Annotated in this window: 15 protein-coding genes; 5 read left to right on the forward strand and 10 right to left on the reverse strand. The window is 62.3% G+C overall.

The features are described from left to right. Positions 1 to 47 precede the first annotated feature (47 nt). The 4 genes from SLG_RS15455 to SLG_RS15470 form a co-directional block, all read right to left on the reverse strand. A complete protein-coding gene (locus tag SLG_RS15455) occupies positions 48 to 2906 on the reverse strand; it encodes a TonB-dependent receptor domain-containing protein (RefSeq protein ID WP_148276621.1) in 2859 nt (952 codons plus the stop codon). Between the two features lie 106 nt (positions 2907 to 3012). After that, positions 3013 to 4992, reverse strand: coding sequence for a nuclear transport factor 2 family protein (locus tag SLG_RS15460; protein ID WP_014077437.1), 1980 nt, complete (start codon positions 4990 to 4992; stop codon positions 3013 to 3015). Between the two features lie 22 nt (positions 4993 to 5014). Next, the gene (locus tag SLG_RS15465; RefSeq protein ID WP_014077438.1) at positions 5015 to 5779 is read right to left on the reverse strand and encodes a nuclear transport factor 2 family protein; all 765 of its coding nucleotides are present in this window, start codon (positions 5777 to 5779) and stop codon (positions 5015 to 5017) included. Positions 5780 to 5802: 23 nt separating this feature from the next. Beyond that, positions 5803 to 6780, reverse strand: coding sequence for an ABC transporter substrate-binding protein (locus tag SLG_RS15470; RefSeq protein ID WP_014077439.1), 978 nt, complete (start codon positions 6778 to 6780; stop codon positions 5803 to 5805). A gap of 151 nt (positions 6781 to 6931) precedes the next feature. On the opposite strand from SLG_RS15470, the gene SLG_RS15475 reads away from it, so the two are divergent. The 4 genes from SLG_RS15475 (at position 6932) to SLG_RS15490 (ending at position 12322) form a co-directional block, all read left to right on the forward strand. Next, positions 6932 to 8287 (forward strand): MFS transporter, encoded by a 1356-nt coding sequence (locus SLG_RS15475; protein ID WP_014077440.1) that lies wholly within the window; start codon positions 6932 to 6934, stop codon positions 8285 to 8287. 60 nt (positions 8288 to 8347) lie between these two features. Further along, positions 8348 to 9124: a 3-oxoadipate enol-lactonase gene (gene pcaD, locus SLG_RS15480; RefSeq protein WP_014077441.1), complete on the forward strand. Its 777-nt coding sequence runs from the start codon at positions 8348 to 8350 to the stop codon at positions 9122 to 9124. A 219-nt stretch (positions 9125 to 9343) separates the two neighbouring features. Continuing rightward, the gene (locus tag SLG_RS15485; protein WP_014077442.1) at positions 9344 to 10183 is read left to right on the forward strand and encodes a hypothetical protein; all 840 of its coding nucleotides are present in this window, start codon (positions 9344 to 9346) and stop codon (positions 10181 to 10183) included. Between the two features lie 126 nt (positions 10184 to 10309). Further along, positions 10310 to 12322, forward strand: a complete 2013-nt coding sequence (locus tag SLG_RS15490; RefSeq protein WP_158512732.1) for a nuclear transport factor 2 family protein — start codon at positions 10310 to 10312, stop codon at positions 12320 to 12322. Between the two features lie 24 nt (positions 12323 to 12346). Here the strand turns inward: SLG_RS15490 and SLG_RS15495 are convergent, their stop codons facing one another. Genes SLG_RS15495 through SLG_RS15505 form a run of 3 tightly spaced genes read right to left on the reverse strand, consistent with a single transcriptional unit; the run spans position 12347 to position 14329 of the window. Beyond that, positions 12347 to 13198, reverse strand: coding sequence for an amidohydrolase family protein (locus tag SLG_RS15495; protein WP_014077444.1), 852 nt, complete (start codon positions 13196 to 13198; stop codon positions 12347 to 12349). After that, positions 13195 to 13824 (reverse strand): hypothetical protein, encoded by a 630-nt coding sequence (locus SLG_RS20540; RefSeq protein ID WP_014077445.1) that lies wholly within the window; start codon positions 13822 to 13824, stop codon positions 13195 to 13197. Before SLG_RS20540 ends, SLG_RS15495 begins: the two co-directional genes overlap by 4 nt. Then, positions 13814 to 14329: a carboxymuconolactone decarboxylase family protein gene (locus tag SLG_RS15505; RefSeq protein WP_014077446.1), complete on the reverse strand. Its 516-nt coding sequence runs from the start codon at positions 14327 to 14329 to the stop codon at positions 13814 to 13816. The genes SLG_RS20540 and SLG_RS15505 overlap by 11 nt, the downstream gene beginning before the upstream one ends. A gap of 65 nt (positions 14330 to 14394) precedes the next feature. Between SLG_RS15505 and SLG_RS15510 the strand changes: the two genes are divergently transcribed. Further along, entirely contained in the window at positions 14395 to 15327 is a 933-nt protein-coding gene (locus SLG_RS15510) for a LysR family transcriptional regulator (RefSeq protein ID WP_014077447.1), read from the forward strand. Between the two features lie 5 nt (positions 15328 to 15332). Here SLG_RS15510 and SLG_RS15515 read toward each other — a convergent pair whose 3' ends face one another. The 3 genes from SLG_RS15515 to SLG_RS15525 form a co-directional block, all read right to left on the reverse strand. Further along, positions 15333 to 16637 (reverse strand): C4-dicarboxylate transporter DctA, encoded by a 1305-nt coding sequence (locus SLG_RS15515; protein WP_014077448.1) that lies wholly within the window; start codon positions 16635 to 16637, stop codon positions 15333 to 15335. A 166-nt stretch (positions 16638 to 16803) separates the two neighbouring features. After that, positions 16804 to 18117 carry a spinster family MFS transporter gene (locus SLG_RS15520; protein WP_014077449.1) on the reverse strand — a complete coding sequence of 438 codons (1314 nt, stop codon included), beginning with the start codon at positions 18115 to 18117 and terminating at the stop codon, positions 16804 to 16806. A gap of 244 nt (positions 18118 to 18361) precedes the next feature. Further along, a complete protein-coding gene (locus SLG_RS15525; RefSeq protein WP_014077450.1) occupies positions 18362 to 19204 on the reverse strand; it encodes an alpha/beta fold hydrolase in 843 nt (280 codons plus the stop codon). Positions 19205 to 19405: the final 201 nt, after the last annotated feature.

A 19405-nucleotide genomic window follows, 5' to 3' on the forward strand; every position in this document is an offset into this window, starting at 1 on the left:
TCCCCGGCCTGCAATCTTGTAATGTGGCTGATGCTCAAGCACCAGCGTTAGAACCTGGCCCTGACGCCTGCCGCATAACGCCGCCCCAGCACATCATAGTAGGGGGACGTCGCCGTTTGCGGGGCAGCCACGCCATTGGTCGTCACCGGCGGATCATTGTCGAACAGATTGTCGACCTTGAGAAACACTGCAAAAACATCGTTCAGATCGTAGTCGGCACTGGTGTTCACATAAAAGCGGCCACCCACCCGATTATCGTTGATGTCGATGCCTTCGACGAAGGTCGCGTCACGCTTACCACCCTGCACCCAGCGAAGCTGCGTGTTGAGCGTGAGCGGACCGTCCCGGTAGATGGTATTGAGGTTGACGCGCCAATGTGGAGCGCCGCCTCCTTGCACCTGCCCCGCGCGATCGATTGTGACCCCGCTGGACGTTGTCGCCAGCTTGCCCACATAGGTGCCGAGCAGCCGGAAGCTGATATTGCCGTTCCAGTTCTCCGAGATATTGGTGAGACCGGTGCGGTATGCGACCTCAATGTCGAGGCCCTGCGTTTTCACCTCGTCGGCATTGAAACGGACCGCCGCCACCGAGGTAATGGCATTGCTTACCGGATCGCGCGTGACGCCGCTGCAGAGATTGGTCTGTTTAAGGATGTAGCATCCATCAACCACCTGCTGAGCCGCCAGCAGCGAGATCGCGCCACTGATCGAGATATCATAATAATCGATGGAAAGCTGCAGCCCCGGAAGGAAGCCTGGCGACAGCACGACACCCGCCGTCCAGCTGTCTGCCTTTTCCGGAACGAGATCGGGATTACCCCCCGAAGACCAGTTGGTGGAAATATTCTGATTGGTGAGCGGATCGATGATCTGCCCGGGGTTCGATCCTTGCGACTGGAAAAGCTCGTTGATATTTGGCGCCCGGATATCGCGCGACCGCGTCGCCCGCACTCGAACGGCGTCGTTGAGAACATAATTGAGACCGATCTTCCAGGTCGTGACCCCACCACTGATCGTATAGTCGGTGTAGCGCAGCGCAGCATTAAGATCGAGGCTTCTGGCGAACGGCAGATCGGCAAGCAGGGGCACGAGCGTTTCCACATAACCTTCGCGAACCGACTGAGCCCCGGACAAGGGCTGGGGATTGAGGACACGCCAGTCTCGCGCCGCCGAGGTCGCATCCACGGTTCCCTCTGTCGCGTCTCGCCGATATTCACCGCCAAAAGCGAGATGGACGTCGCCCGCCCAGTTCTTGAGCAAGGTTCCCTCGATATTGAAGGCAGCGTCGTGCTGCGTTTGGGTCTGCAGCAACTGCATGGTGCCAGTGATATAGTCGACAGCCGATTGCGAGATCGAATTCGGCCCGAACACATTCGCAGGCACGCAACCATTATTGGGGTTGGTCAGGGTCGATCGACACTTGATCGTGCCGGTGGCCGGATCGAGCACCGCATCGATGGCTGCGAGCCAGCGTGACTGGATGCGGTTATTGAAGATTCGATAATTATATTTGTTGTCAGCATACTGATAATAGGCGCTCCAGCGCCAGTTGCTGCCGATACTGCCTTCAACGCCCGCCGCGTAGCGTTTCACATCGTAAATGGAATCGGCAATGTTGAATCCCTGCTCCAGTGTCGCGCGTCCAAACCGGAAACTGGTAATATTGTTGTCGATCATCGCTTGTCGGATGGAGGCCGGCAGAAACGCATTGTCGCGCTGGATCGTAAGAGACCCGCTATCATAGTTGGGCGTGATATCCGTCCTTTGGTGCGACCGCGAATAAAGGCCTTCAACCCAGAGCTTGACCGTGTCAGTCAAGTCATAGTCCGCCCGGCCATAAAGGGATCTGCGATCGATATCCGGGGTCAAATTTCCGGTCGGCGAGAAGGTCGATCCATCTCCCCCGACCATGAACACCGCACCGACATACTGACCATAATTGAACGGAATCGGCGTCCCCCCGGGGCCGAACTGGGTCCCGCGCAGCGGCCCCGCCACGATGACGCCGCCATAGCTCATCTGGGAATGGCGCGTGTTGGGGGTGAGGATCAGACGTGGCTGCCCGTTGTTGGAGCCGGCGACATACAAGGGATTCGCAAACTGAGCCCACTCGTGTTGCCCCCATTTGCGCGATGATTGGTCGTTCACTCCGTCGCTGTAAAAGACGCTCCCGGCCAGCACGAAATGCCCTCGCCCTCCGTCGAAATCATCTCCCCAGGTCAACGAGCTGACGCGCTCGAAGCTGTCGCCGCGGCTTGTCAGGCCAAGCTGGCCATAGGCTTCGACGCCCTGAAAATCCTTCTTCAGAAACAGATTGACTGCACCGGCAACAGCGTCCGATCCATATGCCGCCGATGCACCACCTGTCACGATCTCGACGCGCTGGATAAGCGACACCGGCAGAATGTTAACGTCCGTTGTCCCTTCCGGACTGGTCGGGGCCATGCGCCGGCCATCGACGAGCAACAAGGTCCGCTGAGCGCCAAGGCCGCGCAGGTTGAAGGTGCTGCCGCCAGGCGGCGAGGAAACCATCTGCGTTGCCTGATTCGGGATCAGCGCCGGAATATCTTCCTGAAGCTGCTGCACGCTGTACTTGCCGGTCAGGGCCAACTGCTCTGACGAGACGGCCGTCACGGGTGTGGGCGAGGAGAAGCCGGTTATCCGGGATCCCGTAATGACGAGATCCTGATTCGACGCTGCGCCATTGTCGCTGGCCTCAGCAACTTCGATGCCCTCCCCTTGCTGCTCGGCAGAGCCGGCCTGTGCGTGCGCGTTCCCGGCAAATCCCATCAGGCAAGCGACAACCAGCCCCAGCCGACTGGCGGAAGTGCGCCATCCGACGCTGTGCGCGGTAAAGGGTAACTGTGGCGCCATGCGGGCAGCAGCAGGATCGAGTCTCAGGATCAATTTATCCTCCCCAGAAATACGAGCACTCTTCGGTGTCTATAGGCCTATAAGTCATGTTTATGTCCTTTGTCAAAAGGTCAATAATATGACTTTTATGGCGTGGCGTTTAGAGCGCTTTTTCCGGACAGCGTCTCATAGGGGACGCCGGCAGGCGCCCGGAGACGGGATTGGCATAGTGAAAGCAAATCGGGCTGACGCTCGGAAAGACCGCATAGCCGTCTTCCTTCAACGGAAAATCCGGTGGGAAATCGCGCAAGAGCTTGTCGGGAGGCGGAGCCGCACGACGGCCGAAGTCGGTCGGGACGCGGGCCCAGCCTTCGGCATAGCCAGGCGACCGCCAGAGATGCCGGATGAGAACTTCGCTGAACCGCCAGGTGCCGTCTTCGATGCGCGCGCTGTCCTCATACAGGCCTGCCGTCAGGGAGCCCGGACGGGAATGATTACTATTGAACTGAAGGAGACGTGCGCGCAGCCTGGCGGACGTCCCATCTGCATTGCTGTGAATCACGGGCTGAACCCGCAGATGCATCGGAACTGAACCGCGCGGCCGTCGAAGCGGGCCGTAGCGTGCTTCCTGCATGGCCCCAATCCGTTCCGGTCCGATATAATATCCTGCGGCGGGCGAGAGGCGCACGCCATCGGCGGTGAACAGGTCTGCCATGTCGGCCCATTGGAAATCGTCGATCCAGTTCCCCAGCGCGCCTGAGATATTCTCGACCGCGTCGTAGCCGATGGCTCGGGCGAGGTCGCGACGGGGGTCGATCGCCGAAGCGTCAGCCTGAGGCGCCGCCGCCATCCCCTCCGCGGGATCTTCAACCGATCGTGACCCGGCTGGATAAGCGATGGGCGCTGCCGTCACGGGGTGGCGGTAATGGAATGCGGGTATATCTGACGGGCCGGAGGCAGGAGAGGTCCGATCTGGCGCAAAGGCCGGACCGACCTGGGGTTCCGGCAACCAGCTCCTGGACCAGCCCTGAAAATAGTCGGTGCGCATCTGGGGGAAGATACGCATGGCCGCAATCCGCCATTTTCCTTCGCGGCGGACATATCTGTTTTCGAACGTGGCAACGGTCCAATAGGCATCGGCTCCGTTCTTGCCCAACATGCCGAATTCCAGGCCGCGGGCGCGTGCTTCGTTGCCGCCGGGCGAGATCGTGACGATCATGTTGAGTTGCAAACGATCGTTGACCTCTCCCTCGCGCAGGCCTGGAGGGCCATCGCGCTCCAGGCCGCGACGGATGCTGGCTGGTCCGTCCCAAGCGCCGACGCCGGCAATCTCGACGGAGGCGTCATTCTCAAACAGATCGGCAACATCGTCCCACATCTTGCGGTCGACATAATAGCCATAGGCATTTTGAAGATTGCGCACGTCGTCCTCGGCATTGAGCGCGCTGATGCGCCTTGCCAGCGTTGCCTTGTCGGGCACTGCGCTGCGGCGCTTCGCCGCTGATGCATCCCCCCGCGGGATCGGCGCGCCGGCCTGCTCGGGCGTGTAATGATAGGGAACAATCCCCAAGTCTTCGGTGACGTTCGTCCAGCCCCGATCATAGGGTCCGGCAAACTGCGGGAAGTAGTGAAGCGTGGCGATGCGCCAGACACCGTTCTGCCGCACATATTCATTTTCCATGATGCCGCCGGCCCATTCGGCACTTCCGCCGCGGCGGCCCCACATGGTGACGACGTGCCAACGCCCTCTGGCATGGTTGCCGTCCGGCGCCATCGTGACCACCGGCGTCATCGCCAGCTCGACACTGAGCGCTCCCTCGGCCGGCCCCGTCGCGGCATCCCCGAGGCGCGCCGTCAGATGAGCCCTTATCGCGGCGCGCCCCGTCACCGTCTCTTCGCCGAAGATCGCTTTTGCATCCTTGGCGTAGAGCTGCACCGCGTCATCCCAGAGACGATACTGGATGAACTGTGCATGGGCGGTCTGGAGGCGTTTGACCGCCCGCAGCGACTCTGCCTGATCGAGGTCGTGGGCGAGCTGTCGGGCTTCGCTGGTATTGGCAGGCGTCCGAGTCGAGCCTGGTGCACCAAGTCCGAATAGGACGGCCAGAGCGGTAGCCACCGGCAGCATCTTGTGGATCATGCATAGTTCCTTGTTCGGCAATTTAGCGTGCGAGCGCAGATTCACATGTCCGCAGGTCGGGGCAGTAATGGGATGGCACGCGTCCGCTGACCGGGTTCCGATAATGGAACCACATGGGCTTCACCTCCGGATAGTGGACGAATGCCGGCCCCGGCGTGAATGCCCCCTCACGTACCGGCATCGCGGTCAGCGGGACATCAGGCGGCATTTGGTCGAGCATCTGCTGCATCATGGGCGGCGTCGTCAGCCGCCTCTTTTCGGTTATTGGCGCCACCCGTGCCCAGCCACCCTTCCAGCCATTGGACACGAAATAAGGTTCATCGATCGCGACGACCGAGAGCTTCCAGATTCCATCTTCAAGGACCGCCGCATCATTGGGATACATGCCGTTCTTGACGGATCCCGCCTCGCCCCAATTGCTCGTGATATGAAAGAGGCGAGTGCGCAGATAGGCGGACTGTGCGTCGTCGGACACAGTGATGACAGGCTGCTCACGCAGATGGATACGGACGGAGCGGCGCGGCGAGGGCATGACTGACACTTGCAGGGTTTCAGCCGCACGGATGCGCGCGGGCCCGGCATAGAAGCCGACGAGGTATTTTTGCCGCCATCCGTCGACGGAGAACAGGCTGCTTTGAGAATCCCACTGGGCGTCGTCGATCCAGTTACCAAATGCGTTCGAGATATTCTCCACCGCTTCATAAGCGATCGAACGATCGAGTTGCCGCCGTAACGCGCTGATGTCATCCCCGGCATTTGCCAGGGTGGCGCTATTCAGAAGCGCCATGGCGCATATGAAGTTCAGGCACTTCACGGCAGCACCCGCTGCGCCTCGCCGAGGAGGTCTACCGGAACAGTCAGTCCGAGCGCACGCGCCGCCGCGAGATTGAGCGTCATCGCGGCCGGCGGGCGGCGAACGGCCATGCTTCCTGGCGACTGCCCCTTGAGGATCGCATCCACAACAATGGCCTGTTCGAACCAGATACGGTTAAAATCCGGGCCGAACGCGGCCACACCGCCCCCTTGCAGGACCGTCTCGACAAGTGACGCCGTGGGCAGGCCGTTGGCGAGAGCGAGCCCGCCGATCTTGCGGCCATTCATGCTGAACAGGGAGTGCGGTCCGACGACCATTGCCTGCATGCCGTCCGCCTTCATCTCTCGCACCGCGCCTTCAAAGGCGTCGACGCTGCGCGCTTCATAGGGCCGGACCTCGATGCCGCTTTTGGCCCCCTCTGTCTGAAGCGCCCGCAGAGCGCCGGGGGCCGGGGCGTATGTTGGATTGTACAGCATGCCCACGCGCTTCAGCCCGGGCACCAGGCGGCTGAGCAAATCCAGTTCCCGCCTTTGGGTGTCGGCCGCGTCGGCAGTCCCGGAAAAGTCGCCGCCCGGCTGATCGAAACTGCCGGCGACACCAGCGCCTACAGGATCCAGCGACCAGAAGACGACAGGAACGGCCGACTTTACCAACCTCTTTGCAACCGCAAGCGCCTGAGTGGATGTTGTATCGCCGGCGATGATAAGACGTGGCTTCAAAGCGACCAATTCGGCGGCTGCGCTCTCAAGGGCGTGATGATCGCGATTGGCGGCGCGGCGCACCCATATGATCGAGTCTGCATCGCGGCCCTGCGCGCCCAGTCCGGCCTTCAACCGTCCGAACAGCGCCGATTCGGGGCCCAGGTCAACGTTGTTGGTGAGAATCGCGATTGTCAGCTCGTTTGCCGCTTGCACTTGGGCAGCCAAGAAGGTGACCATGAGTGCGAACAGGCATTTCAGGCCCCAACTCGACATCTGCCCCTCCTTTATCCTATAAACCAGTCTTACGGTTTTTATGTCGTGTCAGCAAGGCTGTTTCTCCCGATGAGCAGCTTGACTCATTAAAAGCCATAAGACTATCCTTTTATCACATCATGCGTGCTGCATCGCGGCTTAGGAGAGGGTTTTGACGAACGATGCGATCACGCCGAGAGACGCCTCCGGCTCGCAAGCGCCTTCGGCACGAACGCACCTCGTAGAGCCGGAGAACGATCTCCTGTATCGACGGGTGCTGTGGCGGATCATGCCTCTTCTCGTCATCTGCTACATCGTCGCATTCATCGATCGCTCGAATGTCGGGATTGCCAAGATCCAGTTCATGGGCGACCTCGGCTTCACCAACGCGCAATACGGATTCGGCGCGGGCATCTTTTATCTCGGCTATGTTCTGCTGGAGATTCCGAGCAATCAGTGGCTCGCAAAGATCGGCGCACGCATCACGATCCTGCGGATCATGATCTTCTGGGGAATCTGCTGCACGCTGATGGCGTGGATGTCCACCGCGCCTCATTTCTACGCGTTGCGCTTCTTGCTGGGCGCCGCCGAGGCTGGATTCTTCCCTGGCGTCCTGCTGTATCTCACTTTCTGGATCCCGGCGCGTCGGCGCGCACGGTTCAACGCCATCTTTCTGGCGGCCATTCCTGTGGCCGGGATGCTGGGAGGTCCGCTTGCCGGGCTCATCATGAGCGGAATGGATGGCGTTTGGGGATGGCGCGGCTGGCAATGGCTGTTCGTGCTCGAGGGTCTGCCAGCAATCCTTCTCGGGCTGGTCGCCTATGCGGTGCTCGACGACAAGCCATCCGACTGTCGCTGGCTTGCCGAGCATGAGCGTGCACAGATCATGGCTGATGCCTCGGCCGATGCGCGAAAGCTCGGAGACGGCGCCCATGCCACCTTTGGCGCAGTGCTGGCTGATCCGGCCTTCTATGCGCTTGGACTGCTCGGTTTTGGTATCATGGTGAGCACGGGCGGCATTTTCTTCTGGCTGCCCACGATCATCGACAAGAGCGGTGTTGAGAATTTGCGCGATGTCGGATTGCTCTCGGCGCTGCCCTTCATCATCGCTGTCTTTTTCCAGTATTTCATCGCGCGCAGGTCGGACCGACTGCAGGAACGGCGCTGGCACACGTTGATCCCGGCGCTTGTCGGTGCCGTGGGGTGGTCACTCCTCCCTTTCGTCGCCCAGAATACCAGCCTGGCATTGATCGCGCTGGCGGTCGCGACAAGTGGCACATTCTCGGCGATGGGACCTTTCTGGTCATTGCCTTCGACCATGCTGTCGGGGCCGGCAATGGCTGGCGGGATCGCGCTCGTCACGACGCTTGCCGGTCTTGGCAACTTCCTCAGTCCCATCCTCGTTGGCTGGCTGGTTGATAGAACCGGTTCGCTGGCAGCAGGACAATTCTACTTCGCCGGATTGCTGGCGCTTGGTACGGCGGGCATCCTGGTCAGCCAGCGCAGATTTTCATCGGGGACCGATTGAGGAGCCGGATCGTCTTCCGGCCCGATCATCCCCCCCCCCTCGACCCTGGAGAAGAATGACATGCCATTTGTCACCCATGACGGCGTCCGCTTGCACTGGAAACTGGAGGGCGCGTCCGGCAAACCGCCAATCGTCCTCCTCAACTCGATCGGGACCGATATGGGCATGTGGGATCGCGCCATGCCTTTCTTGCTGGAGGATTTTCTCGTCCTTCGGATCGATGCGCGTGGACATGGAGCATCGGACGCATCGCCCAGTGACTATGACCTTCTAAGCCTGGCGGGCGACGTGGTGGCGGTCATGGATGCGGCCGGCATCGAGCAGGCCGTGATCGCCGGCGTATCCCTTGGCGGAATGATCGCCATGGAACTGGCACTGGCGAGGCCAGAGCGTGTATCTGGCCTCGCCCTCATCTGCACGACCGCCACGACGCATGCTCAGATGTGGAGCGACCGGATTCAACGCGTGCGTACCGAGGGCATGGCCAGCATCGTTGAAACGGTGATGGGGCGTTTCCTCAGCCCCGAATTCATCGAGACGTCTCCGCAATATGCCGAAACGATCCGCAGATCCTTCCTTTCCACGCTCCCGGAGGGCTACGCGGGCTGTGGCGCCGCGATCCGGGACATGGCCCTCGTCGATCGCTTGGACGAGATCGGCGCACCTGCTTTGGTGGTCATCGGCACAAGGGATATTTCGACACCTCTCGCGGGAAATGGCGAACTGCTGCTCGCCAGGATCGCCGGCGCAAAGCTCGCCCAGGTTTCAGGAGCCCATATTTCTCCGATCGAAGCGCCTGAGGAAATCGCGAAGGTCCTGGCCGATCATTTCGGGTGACCTGGCCTAACGATAACGCAGCAGCGCGCACCCGGCGCGGGTGCCTTTTATCTCGTTCTGACGACAGGCTGCCAAAGCGCGGCCCGACGGCCGGATGGCTGAGCGGCTGCATGTTGCCCGTGTCAGGCTTGCCTGGAGAAAAATCAAATCCGCTTGCCCTCGGTGAATAACCATATTATCAGTTACCGGAATTTTTTTCGGTAATAGGATTGAGCGAGCATGGAGCAGGATCCGTTACGGTCGAGCAATTTGAAACTGCCTGTCCTGGATCGGCGCAATTTCATAACTGCTTTGGGTGGCGCAGCCGCCGTGGCGAGCATGAGCGGTGAAGCCAAAGCTGACGCCTTGGAAATGCATCTGAACGATGCCCTCAATTCATCGAAAAAGACGTTTCCCTCGGTCGCTGAGGTCAACGCACAGATCAATACCCGCCCTTATCGTCGCGGCGTGGGAAAGCTGTTCGCCGGCCAGGAAGGCAATGTCGGTTACCTGCCGGCCATGCCCGCCAACCCGACCCTGATCGATTTCATACGGTTACGCCTCGATGGCTCCAGGGATCATTGCCTCCAGAGCGCTCATCTGGCGAAAAGCCGCGGCATGGATGAGGAAGTCGTCCTCGCCTGCCTGCTGCATGATCTGCCAATGTCGCTGATGCGCAGCGAACATGGCTTCTGGAGCGCGCAGCTCTTCGAGCCCTATGTCTCCGAACGGACGACCTTCGCCATCCGGCATCACGCGTCCCTGCGGTTCTTCCCCGACGAGGACGCCGGATACGAATACCCGGACCTGTACCGCAACATGTATGGCGAGGATTATGTCCCGCCCCCGCATATGCAGGCCGAGTACAAGATGGTTCGCGCCCATCGCTGGTACATGGCCCCGCGTCTCGTCACCGTGAACGACCTCTATTCGTTCGATCCGGACGTGAAGGTCGAACTGGGGGAATTCGAGGATATTATCGGTCGCCATTTCCGCCAGCCGAAGGAAGGTCTCGGCCTCGACGGCAGTCATGTCGCGCACATGTGGCGCACGATCGCCAATCCTGATTCACCCTTATAACGACCGGTGCGCGCCACGGACCATCTTTCCAGTGGTGAATGAGGCATGATGCGCTTCCTCGCAGCATTCTGTGCGTCCCTGGCATTTCTGTCCGACAGTCCTGCGGGCGCGGATCCCGCACGGAGCATGCTCGCGCGGGATATCTCGATCACGGAAAGCCTGCGGCGCGTCCGACTGCTTCAGGATAGCTATGCCCAATATGCTCAGTACGGCCTGTGGGACGAAATCGGCGACCTGTTCGCGCCGGAGGGCAGATTCATATTCGACGGGCAGGTTGGACCGGCGAAGACGGCGAATGGCCCGCGCGATATCGCGTCGTTCCTGCGGACCCGATATGGCGGCGGGCGCGAGGGACAGGTGCGCGGGGGGCTCTCGGCGATGATGATCGACTCTCCCGTCATCAACCTCGCTGCGGATGGGCGGACGGCGAAGGCGCGTTTCCAGACTCTCATATTCCACGGCCATGGTGGCAAGGCACGTATCGAAGGTGGCGTGCTCGCCACCGACTACATGCTTGAAGGAAGCGTCTGGAAGATCGCGGCGGCACATTTTTATCCCCAGCTCGAAGGGCCTTACGAGGAAGGCTGGACGAACTGGGGTGGCGGCGACCTGCCTGTCCCGCCCTATCATTTCGACCTGACGAATGCCGGCCTCCCCGTTCAGCCCGCCCTCTCCTCGCCCCGCACAGCCGAAGCGCTGTCCGCCTTGCAGAAGCGCGTGACGCTGCTCAATGACGAGGATCGGGTCCGCAATCTGCAGGCGATCTACGGCTATTATGCCGACCGCAGGATGTGGGACGATGTCGTGGACCTTTTCGCCGAGGACGCCGCGGTGGAGATCGGCGGGCAAGGCATCTGGCGAGGCAAGGTGGGAGTCCGCCGCTGGCTCGACAGGATCGGCGAACAGGGCCTGCGTCATGGCCAGCTGAACGACAGGGTCCAGTTCAATGTGACCGTGAAGGTCGATCCCGGCGGCAACGAGGCCCATGCGCGGGGTATCGAACTGGGAATGCTCGGCGAGGCCGATCGCGAACAGGGCTGGTGGGAGATCGCGACGTTCCACAACCGGTTCATCCGGCAGGACGGGGTCTGGAAACTGCAGGAGATGCGCCGGTTCGTGCAGGCGAAGACAGATATTTTCCTGGGCTGGGGCAAGAGCCGTATTTCCGACCCCGTCCCCGCCGGCGCCACCGCTCCCGACAGGCCGGACGCGAAGGCCTCGCTGGCTGATTTGGTGCCGGCCTTCCTCGGCAGACACCCGGTCACCGGCAGGCCGGTGCGGGCGAAGGGCCGGGCGAAGCTGGTCGCGACCGGTCCGCTGACTGGTAGGATCGCCGCCGGCAGGGATGCGCCGGTCGACCTGGACGAGATCCGTCGCCGCCTCGATCGATCCAGAGCCCGGGACGGAGCGATGAACGTGGGGGCGGCCTACGGCTTCTACCTCGATGATTCCCGCCCTGCCGGTTTCGCCGGGCTGATCGCCGAGAAGGGTTTCAAGGTGACACCCGCCATCGGCTATTATATCGGCCGTGACCGGATCCTGGCGGCCCGCGCACCGAGCGCCGAACCAGAGAAGCGGCCCGGCATTTCCTATCATTGGCTGGTGCAGCCTGTTTTCCTGATTTCCGACGACGGCCGTTCGGCAACGGGCCACGTCCGCCTGTTCAACTTCCGCACGGGAAAAACGGTCGGCAAGGCCGGCGACCTTTTCGGCGCGTCGTTCTGGGGCGGGATGTACTACAATCAGTATGTGCTGGAGAACGGCCACTGGCGGATCTGGGACTTGACGATCGAGGAGCCCTTCATCAGGTCGCTGGCCTGGAAGGACGGTCTCTGGGCCAAGGTCAAGGACCCGCCGCCCGGCAGCGCCGCAACCGCGGCTTCGAATCCCTTCCCGCCGGATATTCCCATCAAGGCGCTGGGCAAGCGCGCGGAAGGCTTTCGGGGCGGAACGGGGCAAACAATCGAATGGCCTTCCATCATGCCGATGTGGTTCGAGTTCACCAATCCGGTGAGCGGTCGCCTCCCCCCGCTTCACCAGACGGACTGTACCCCCTGCCTGGTCAGACCCGGCCTGCGGCTGGATCGCAATGGCTACCAGCGACCGCCCGATGCTCCGGCGGCCAATCGCTCGCCGTGAAGGCCGACGCCGCGACGATGGACGCTATAGGCGCGACGCCTCGCATTCGTTGTCGAAACGGTAGAGGCGGGCGGGATTGTCGACCAGCACGGCCCTCAGCAGGCCATCGCCACCCAATATCTCGTGGCACAGCTCCAGAAGTGCGAGGTCGTCTGGCACCGGGCCCTTGATGTTCGGATGAGGCCAGTCCGTTCCCCACAGGATCCGGTCCGGCGCTGCGTCGACGATTCGCCGCACGAAGGGGATGACATCGCGCCAGGGAGCCCCGGCCGCCGATGCCCTGTCGCATCCGGAAATCTTGATCCACACATCCGGGCGCCGCGCAAAATCGAGCAGCGCCCGGAAGGGTTTCTGATCCAGCCCGGCACTCGCTTCGATTCGGCCGAGATGATCGATGACCGCCGGCACGGATAGGCCTTCGAGATAGGGTTGCAATCCGGGAAGATCTGCCCCGCCAACATGCAGGACGACATGCCAGCCCAGCCGCTCGATGCGCTTCATCATATCGCGGAAGGCGTCCAGCGGCGGCGGCGGCGAGAGGTGCGGCAGGAAGTTGTAGCGAATGCCGCGAATGCCTTTCCGGTCGAGAATGTCCAGCGCCTGATCCTCGATATCGAACGGGACCAGGGCGACGCCGCGATAGCGCCCGCCGGATGTCGCGATCGCATCGATCATGGCGCGATGGTCGAAGCCATGGGCGTTGGGCTGAACCAGCACCGCCCGGTCGATACCAAGGCTGCGGTGCAATTCGAAAAGGGCCTCACGGGGAGCATCTTCCGGTGTGTAGCTGCGGGCCGGGTCATAGGAATAAACACTGGCCGGACCGAAGATATGACAATGCGCATCGCAGGCACCCGCTGGCAGCGCAGGCATCATGAGCCGCGATAGTCCAGGCGCCGTGACATGAAGCGACGCGTATTCCGGAATGTCGGCCGCACGCGCGAGCTCCATTCCGTCGTCCGCACCGCCAGCCACGGATCGCTGTCGAGCACATCCGCCGCCGTCAGATCATAACAGGCAAAATAGGGCGGTGAACCCTCGATGCAGATCATGCGCTGCGCGAAAACCGTGCCGGGCACTGCGGCAAGCCCGGGCATGTGCTCGGTGTCATACCAGCGCTCGAGCTCGCCCGCCCCCCCGGCCTCGACATCGGTATGCACGACATATCGGAAAGGTGCCGGATGCCCCGCGGAGGCACCCGCGACAGCAAGGCGAGGTGACAGGAGACTGACGGACACCGGTCCGAGCATCAGAGGTTCCATCCACTCGTCCAGCAGGCCCTTGACGTCCGGGACCGACGGAACCTGCCGACCCGCGGGAAGATAGGCGGTGATGCGGCCAGTGGCCAGGTCCTGATATGCAGCGAAACGCGCGGGATCGCCGGCAAACGCTCGGACCAGCTCCCCCAGCGAGGTCATCAGCGCGTCCAGCATGTCGGCATGGGGATCAATCTCGATCAGGATCGAAGGGCCCGCGCCGTCACCATTCGCCTCAACGGACATGGAGCGCCTCCAGGAACCGCGAGACCATGTTATATGCCGCGATCGTGGCGGTAAGCTCGACGATGCCCTGTTCGTCGAAGACCGTGGAGACCCGCTGGAACAGTGGCGCTGGCACCCGGACCTGGCGGGTCATGCTGTCGGTATAGTCGAGCACCAGCGCTTCGACCGGATCGAAGGGCGCGCGGTCCCCCTCCCGGCAGGCGGCGATCTTCTCGCTGGAGAGGCCCGCGGCCTGCGCATGCGGCACATGTTGCTCGAACTCATAGGGAGCCTCGTTGAGCACTGCGATGCGAAGAATGATCAATTCGCGCAGGGCAGGCGCTAGACCGGTTTTCTGGCGGATCGCCGTCAGCAGCGCTTCCCACCCGGTCGCGACCGGCCTGCTATGGAGAAGAATGCCGTACAAAGCCGATATGCGGCCCCGGCTTGCGCGAATTTGTGCCTCGGCCGCCATGCCCTCGGCATCAGCGGCGGGAGGCGCGGGGAGAATTCTGGATGGGTTCATGAGAAAGGTCCGGCTTTGGTGGACAAACAGTCGCGTTGCTCCCAATATCGGTCTCTGGAGAGCCAATGGACATTCGGGAATTGCGGTCGTTCATCCATGTCGCACGACTTGGGAGCGTCAATCGGGCCGCCATGCATCTGAACATTGCCCAACCAGCGCTCAGCCGACAGCTTCAGAAGCTGGAGGAAACATTGGGCGTCCGGCTCTTCACCCGGAGCGGCCGGGGTGTCGACCTGACCGAGGCCGGAGCTCTGCTCCTCGGCCAGGCCGAGCAGCTGATCAATCAGTTCGACGCCACGGCCGAGCTGGTCAGCGGCCGTGTTCACCGGGCCCAGGGCCATGTCACCGTTGGTCTTCCCCCGACATGCGGGCTGCTGATCGGCCCCGAGCTGTTCCGGCGCTTTCGCGAGCAATGGCCCAACGCCACTTTGATCCTTCGCGAAGGCATCAGTTCCTCGCTCGAGGAATGGCTCGTTGACCGCCGCATCGACATTGCGGTCATGCACAATCCCCTGCCGATGGTCGGCGTGGAGATCGAACCGCTCCTGCATGAGCACATGGTTCTCCTCTCGCCGCCGGATGCGTCGATCGCGGATGAAATCCGCCTTCGTGACATCTCCCGCCTGCCCCTCATTCTGCCTGCGCTGCCGCACAGCAATCGCCGGCTCGTGGAGCGAGCAGTGGCCCAGAACGGGGGCCGATTGTCCATCGTCGCGGAGGTCGACAGCGTGCCCTTCGTCAAGGAACTGGTGAAGCGGGGGTATGGCCATACCATCCAGACGCATGCCGGCGCCGCGCGCGAGGAAGCGGACGGCACGCTCTGCCTGCGGCCGATCCGCAGGCCGCAGCTCGTATCGACCCTGGCATTGGGTGTAACGAGCGGCGGGCCCCAGAACTGGCTCGCCTCGGAAACCGCGCAGCTGGTTCGAACGATCATTCGCTCGCTCGTCGAACGGCAGGAGTGGATCGGCGCTCGAATGATGGATCAGGCCGACTGAGCGCGTCACGACCGCGCCTCCTCGGCGTGCGGGACGGTGCCGCTGCCGCTTATGGCGGCGTCCACCTCCGCGGCGGTCCAGCGCTCGAACCGCTCCCTGTCGAACCCGCCCTCCCAGCGCGCGATGACCAGCACCGCCACACAATTGCCCATGATATTGGTAAGTGCGATGCAGGTGGCCATCAGGCGGTCGACGCCGAACAGAAGGCCAAGGCCGTTCAAGGGTAATTTCTGGACCGTCTGGAGAGTCGCGGCCAGCTTGACGAACGCGCCGCCCGCCACGGCCGTTCCTCCTTTCGAGGTCAGCATGATGACTGCCAGAATTGCGATCTGGTCGGCCAGGCCGAGCGGCGTGTCGGTGGCTTGCGCAATGAAGCCGACTGCCAGCGCCATGTAGATTGCCGTCCCGTCGAGATTGAAGCTGTACCCCGCCGGCACGACGAAGCCGACGACGGCTTTGTCGCACCCGCAGGCCTCGAGCTTGGCGATCAGGCGGGGCAGCACGACCTCGCCCGAGGCGGTGCCGAGAACGAGCATCATCTCGTCCCGGATCAGGGACACCAGCCTGCCGAGCGATATGCCCAGGGCCATCAATATGCCGCCCAGAACGCACAGCACGAACACCAGCGACGTCGCCCAGTAAAGGAGGACGAGCTTCGTCAGGTAGAGGAGGGTCTGCGGCCCGAAGGAGCCCAGCGCAGCCGCGAGCGCGCCGAAGGCACCCAGCGGCGCGAGGCGCATGATGAAACCAAGAATGCGGAACAGGATAGTCTGGGCTTCGTCAATGCCCCGCAGTAGCGCCGAGTCCGGGCGCACCCCGCCGATGCTTAGCGCCGCGCCGACGAGGAGCGAGACGAACAGCACCTGCAATATCTCTCCATCCGCGAAGGCCCCCACCAGCGTCTTGGGTACGATGCTCATGAGGAAATGGAGAGCCGTGAACTCGCTTGCCGCGCCCGCGACTTGCGCCAGTGCGGGCCCCGAATCCATCATCTGGGCATGCAGCCCGTCTCCGGGCCGGAAAAAATTCGCTGCAGCAAAGCCCAGCACCATTGCGACCGTGGTGACGAGCTCGAAGTAGATCAGAGTCTTGAGGGCGAGCCGGCCGAGCTGCTTCATGTCCGCAACATGCGTCAACCCGAGAACGACGGAACAGAAGATGATCGGCGCGAGCATCATGCGCAGCAGCGCGATGAACAGGTCCCCCAGAGGCTTCATCGAGCGCGCGAAATCGGGCGCCAGCAGCCCGACCAGCACGGCGCAGACAATCGCGATCAGAACCTGAATATAGAGCTGTCCGAATATCCGCATGCTGCGCCCCTGCCCTTGACCTCACTCCCTGAAGACCAGAATTGGCGCAGCGAACAAATACTTTGTCAGCATCTTTCCTTATGCCGCACCGGCATAATCGATCGGAAAAATGTCCCCCCTCCCCGTATTTCTCCTGGCCACGTCTGCGGCCTGCCGGGATCACGACCTAACGCAGCGCATAATGCCCGTCTCGTCGTGCCAACCGCCCTGCCCACAAGAAGCAGATCGCCGCCATCAAGTAACAAACAGCCACCATGATCATCGAATAACGGATGCCCTGATCGCCATGGATGGGCATGAGAAGGTCGTTCAATATGCCGACGGCCAGCGGCCCGCATAACTGCCCCAGGAGATTGGCCACGAAGACTTTGATCGCCAGCGCCACCGTCTTCATATTCTCGGGCGAAAGGGCGACGATGACTGCGAAGAGCGGACCTTGCGCCGCTGTGTGAAGTGCACCCGAAATCAGCATCCCCATGATCCAGACGGACCTTGTGTCGCTCAGGAGGAACATGAGGTAAGCGGGGGCTACGATCAGGCACACCAGGGCCGGCACCCCGAACCTCCAGCGTTCGTCCCGGCGGCCCAGCCGTTCAGCCATCCACCCCACGAACAGAATGCCGAAGACCGCGACAAAGCCGCGCGACGGTGTCACGTAAAGGCCCACCTCGGTAACCGTCAGGCCATGCACCCGCACGATAAGCGCCGACGTCCAGGCGCTCGCCGCATTGAGCGCCCCGCCGGTGAACGCGACGCCCAGCATCATCGCGCGAAACGCCGGCACTTTCCACAAGCCGAACATCGCCTGGATCAGCGTCACCCCCGGCGCCCGCTCGGCCCGGCCTTCCAGTCTACGCTCCGGTTCCCGGACTGTCAGAAAGAAGATGATAGCGAGCAGGAGCCCGAAAAAGCCCGCGAACTGGAAGGCGGCCCGCCAGCCATGAATGCCGGCGATCCAGGCCGTCAGCGGAAGGAAGACGATGGCATCGATGGCAAAGGCTGTCTGGAAGATGGCAAGCGCAAACGGTCGGCGCTCCCGCGACACGACATCGGAGATCATGGACTGGGACGGAGCGACCCCGGCCGCCTCTCCCGCGGCCATCATCAGTCGACAGATCGCCAGCTGGATGCCGTTCACCGCATAGCCGGTCAGGGCTGTCATGAGGCTCCAGAGAGCAAAACCGGCTGTGATGATGTTGCGGCGGCTGGACCGGTCCGCCAGGCTGGCGATCGGCAGACAGAGCAACGCATAAACCAACCCGAACGCCACGCCTGAAATAAGGCCCAGCGCGGTGTCGCTCAGGTCCAGATCGTCCTTGATCAACGGCAGGAGAAGGCCGAGCAGCGAACGGTCAAGATAGTTGAAGGTCGAGACCAAGGTGAGGAAGCCCACCGCCCAGGCCGCGCGGACAGAAGTCTGGGTATCGGCCGCGCCCACTTCGAGGCTGGGAGAGGAATCTGGCGCTGACGCATTGGACACTTGGCCGTCTCTCCCTTTCAGCTTGTCTGCGCGGCATAAATCCCCCGCCGCATTCTCTTTGAAGACACCCTCCGCAAAACATCATCGAAGATCAACCTCGGACCGGATTGCTGCCCACAAAGGCTTCAAGAGGTTTGCGAGGGCCTGAAAGCAGAATGCTGGCGGCCGTGCTCGCCACAACTGCCACAGGGAGCTCCGACCCAACCCCGTCCGCGACCGGCCTGGCGGCCTGTGCCCATCGCAGTCACGTCGCGCGCGCCCTTTCCCGGGCATGCTTTTCGAGGAAAGCGACCACCGCAGCGTTGAAGAGGCCCGGTCGTTCCCAATAGGCCGAATGTCCGCATTCCGGAATCACGACCAACTCGCTTCCGGGAATGGAGCGATGAAGCAGACGGGCGATGGGCGGCGGGGAGAGAAGGTCGGCGTCTCCCGCCACGAGCAGCACCGGCATCTCCAACTGTTCGATGTGATCGAGTGTCACGGGGCGCCCAAACGGCTGGCTGATGGGCGGGTTGTCGCCGCGCGAGCGCGCATGGAATTCGTTCCACTTCTCGACACCTTGCGGATTGATCATCCGATAGGAGGGCGCGAGTTCACGAACATCGTGAGGCACGCCATCGTACCAGGGACCTCGCAAGGAGGCCGCCATTCGTCCGATGACCGGATCGGAAGGGGAGAGCAGCGAGCAGGCCAGGCAAAGCGATGCGACACGCTCCGGCCAGCTCACCGCAAATGCCGTGGCGACAAAAGCGCCCGCGGCCGTCCCGACGATGTGACACTGCCTTATATCGAGATGGTCCAGCAACAGGCGCAGGTCGTCGCTCGCGGTCCCGGGATTGGCCGGATCGCCACGCGTGGAGCGCAGAAAGCCTCTCCGCGAATAGCCCACGACGCGAAAGCCCGCATCGGCAAATGGGGCCGCCTGATAGCCCCAGACTTCTCCGCTGCCGGTACCGGGATGCAGGAGAATGATTGTCGGGGCGCCTTTTTTGCCGAGTTCCCAATACCAGAGGTCGACGCCCCCGAGCCTGGCTACCTCCCCGCCGTCCGCCAGTGAAACGGGTGGCGCCTCCGGCTCAAGTGGCAAGGGATCGCCTTCTGAGACGTCAGTCCGTGCTGCGAGGATCGCGGCTTTACTCACTGCGGCCAGCTGGGTTGCGATCACTCCCGCAGCCAGGACGTATCGCCTGCTTGCCTTCACGCCACCGATCCTTTCCGCCAGAGCCCGGATTTCAGCATTACAGGATCCCCTGCCTCGCAGTGCGTGCCAGCGGGACCTGCCGACCTG

This window comes from Sphingobium sp. SYK-6, assembly GCF_000283515.1.
GTDB classification, from domain to species: Bacteria; Pseudomonadota; Alphaproteobacteria; order Sphingomonadales; family Sphingomonadaceae; genus Sphingobium; species Sphingobium lignivorans.